This window comes from Erwinia sp., from assembly GCF_031978025.1.
Classification (GTDB): Bacteria; Pseudomonadota; Gammaproteobacteria; order Enterobacterales; family Enterobacteriaceae; genus Erwinia.
Genome location: NZ_DALZCD010000404.1, coordinates 1 through 2,651, shown reverse-complemented (window position 1 = coordinate 2,651; position 2,651 = coordinate 1). Strand labels below are relative to the sequence as shown.

Sequence of the window (2,651 nt, the reverse complement as noted above, 5' to 3'; positions counted from 1 at the left end):
CTGCTGGAGAACCGGGCACTGGACTGTTCACCGGCCCATATTCACGTTGAATTTCATGAGACGGGCCGCCCTGCCGCTTTTTGGATCGACGTGCAGGAAGATGAAGACGCCCGCTACCTTAGCCCTCGTCGGCGAATGGATCGCCTGATCCAGCACTGTTTGATGCCGGTAGTCGCTGGCATTGAGCAGCACGGCGATATCAACGGCAAGCTTATCTGGAGCAATACCGGCTTCGCGCTGCACTGGTTCCTGGGCGAGCTGGCACCGCTACTGGGTGAAAGCCTGCACGCCGAGTTGGAACATGCTTTTTTCTTCTCCCGCACGCTTTCTGATGGCGCCGACAATCCTTTTTACCGCACAATGCTGCCGCGAGACGGCGAGTTGCAGCGCCGCACCTGCTGCCAGCGCTACCGTCTGCCTGATGTAGAACGCTGCGGCAACTGTACGCTCAAGCCTGTCTGATCGCCGTACCCGTTCCGAAACATCTCAATTTTTCCCCGCCCGTTTACAGCCAGGCCGCTCTGTGGCAGCTTTATCGCCCCAAATGTAAAGGAGCCAGAGTATGAGCCTGGAGTCTGTACGGCAGTTCTTTGCCGAGCGTGCCCCCGATATCGGTATTATTGAGCTGGCGGAAAGTACGGCCACGGTGGCGCAGGCGGCGCGCGCCCATCACGTCAAGCCGGGGCAGATAGCCAAAACGCTGTCGCTGAAGGTTAAAGACAGGGTGATATTAATTGTGACCTGCGGTGACTTAAGGCTGGATAATCGCAAGCTGAAGGCGGTGCTGGGCACGAAAGCGCGGATGCTCAGCACCGACGAAGTGGTCAGCTGGACAGGCCATCCGGTCGGCGGCGTCTGCCCTTTCGGACTGGAAACGCCCTTGCAGGTTTTTTGCGACGTGTCGCTGCGCCAGTATGAAGAAGTCCTGCCCGCGGCCGGATCGATTTACAGCGCGGTGCGTATTTCGCCTGCGCAACTGGCGGAACTGGTCGACGCCACCTGGGTAGACGTCTGCCAGCCGCCGGGCTGAAGCCGCCCTTACTCCTCCTGATGAGTAATGACCTTGCCTCGCGTTTCTCTGCCGAAAGCGACAATAATCGCAATCAGTATCGCGACCGTTCCGGCGACAATTGCCATCGCCAGACCGTAGTTATTGCCGTGCGCTTCGGCAATACCCGACTGTAGCGTCGCATTTACCGAAGCGATCAGGTTCCCCAGCTGATAAACGAAGCCCGGCAGTATCGCGCGCGTATTGGCCGGTACCAGCTCCGTCAGCCAGGTGGGCACCACGCCCCATGCGCCCTGCACCATAAACTGCATCAGAAACGCGCCCAGTCCGATAGTCAGTGATCCGCTGGAAAACGCCCACAGCGGCAGAACCGGCAGCGCCAGCAGGGCGGCAATAATGATCGCTTTTTTGCGGCCAATTTTTTCGGACAGCGAGCCGAAAAATACCCCGCCCATCATCGCGGCAATATTGTAGGCAATGGCAATCAAGCTGACGGTATGTGGGTCGAAACCGTGCTGAACTTTCAGGAAGGTCGGATAAAGATCCTGCGTGCCGTGGCTGAAAAAGTTAAAGCAGGCCATCAGCCCAACCAGATAGAGGCAAAGCTTCCAGTGCTTACGCACTACCGGCAGCAGCGCCACGCTCTCTTTCCGCGCCCTGGCGGCCAGCCAGACCGGCGATTCCGGCACCTTAAACCAGATAAACGGCAGCAGCAGTACCGGCATTGCCCCAATCAGGAACATGCCGCGCCAGCCCACGAAATCGTAGCAAAGCCCGAAAATAATCGAGGCTAGCAGATAGCCCGCCGGATAGCCCGCCTGAAAAATGCCCGACATCAGTCCACGAGACCGATCGGGAATGGTTTCCATCGCCAGCGAGGAGGCTACGCCCCAGACACCGCCCATGGCAATACCGTAAATGACGCGGAAAATCAGGAAGGTGGTCAGCGTGGGCGACCAGGCAGAGAGCAGCTCAAACAGTGAGAAAAGCAGAATATTACTCATCAGGATCGGGCGACGACCATATTTCTCTGCCAGGCGGCCAAACAGCAGCGCGCCGATGGGCCGTACTGCCAGCGTCAGCATGATCGCCAGCGACACTTCCGCCACCCCGACATGAAAATTCGCCGCGATATCGCTCAGCACGAAAACCAGAATAAAAAAGTCGAACGCGTCCAGCATCCAGCTGGCAAAACTGGCGAAAGCCACGTTGCGCTGGGTAGAAGTCCAGTCAAACATAGGGGGATTCCTGTCTTACAAACGGCGAAATCCGCCGGAAGCGGCGGCATAAATGTTAACCATTTGTTTATAGCATGTAATAAGTTGCTGAAGGCTGAAGCAGATGTCAGCCTTTAATTCAGGTTGTAAGCAACCTTTTCACAACAGCATGGGTGAATTTGCTACACTGGCCGCCGTGTGTGGGCCGTTGCCGCAGAGGACATGTCAAACCTTTCGCTGATTAAGACACGGCGTAGTCGCCTGGCCGCCTGGCTTGGTCTGCTTGCCGTTATCCTGCTATTTATCGCACCGGTGATCTCTAAATCGCTGGTAGCTTCGCCTGCGTGGCACGGCATGATGATGCCGGGCATGGCGATGGATGACATGATGATGGCAGACCATACCAGCATGGAGACACGCCAGCG

General features: G+C 57.3%; 4 protein-coding genes. 3 read left to right on the top strand and 1 reads right to left on the bottom strand.

The features are described from left to right. Both fhuF and RTK32_RS20975 read left to right on the top strand, forming a co-directional pair. The coding region (fhuF, locus tag RTK32_RS20980; RefSeq protein WP_312047317.1) for a siderophore-iron reductase FhuF at window positions 1-462 on the top strand (462 nt) is incomplete at its 5' end. 100 nt (window positions 463-562) lie between these two features. Next, window positions 563-1,030, top strand: a complete 468-nt coding sequence (locus RTK32_RS20975) for a YbaK/EbsC family protein (protein ID WP_312047315.1) — start codon at window positions 563-565, stop codon at window positions 1,028-1,030. Window positions 1,031-1,038: 8 nt separating this feature from the next. On the opposite strand, the gene RTK32_RS20970 is transcribed toward RTK32_RS20975, so the two are convergent. Continuing rightward, window positions 1,039-2,247 carry an MFS transporter gene (locus tag RTK32_RS20970; RefSeq protein WP_312047313.1) on the bottom strand — a complete coding sequence of 403 codons (1,209 nt, stop codon included), beginning with the start codon at window positions 2,245-2,247 and terminating at the stop codon, window positions 1,039-1,041. 201 nt (window positions 2,248-2,448) lie between these two features. Here RTK32_RS20970 and RTK32_RS20965 point away from each other — a divergent pair. Continuing rightward, on the top strand, window positions 2,449-2,651 hold a 203-nt coding region (locus tag RTK32_RS20965), incomplete at its 3' end, for a DUF2946 family protein (RefSeq protein WP_312047311.1).